Consider the following 277-nt stretch of genomic DNA (forward strand, 5'->3'; position numbering starts at 1 on the left):
CATCCGACTTGACAGACCGCCTGCGTGCGCTTTACGCCCAGTAATTCCGATTAACGCTTGCACCCTCCGTATTACCGCGGCTGCTGGCACGGAGTTAGCCGGTGCTTCTTCTGCGAGTAACGTCAATTGCTGAGGTTATTAACCTCAGCACCTTCCTCCTCGCTGAAAGTACTTTACAACCCGAAGGCCTTCTTCATACACGCGGCATGGCTGCATCAGGCTTGCGCCCATTGTGCAATATTCCCCACTGCTGCCTCCCGTAGGAGTCTGGACCGTG

General features: G+C 55.6%; 1 rRNA gene. It reads right to left on the reverse strand.

Features of this window, described 5'->3' with window-relative positions:
• Positions 1–277: ribosomal RNA gene (locus NNO03_RS22820) — 16S ribosomal RNA — on the reverse strand; the annotation flags it as partial.

It is taken from the genome of Citrobacter sp. Igbk 16 (assembly GCF_028069755.1).
Taxonomy (GTDB): Bacteria; Pseudomonadota; Gammaproteobacteria; order Enterobacterales; family Enterobacteriaceae; genus Citrobacter.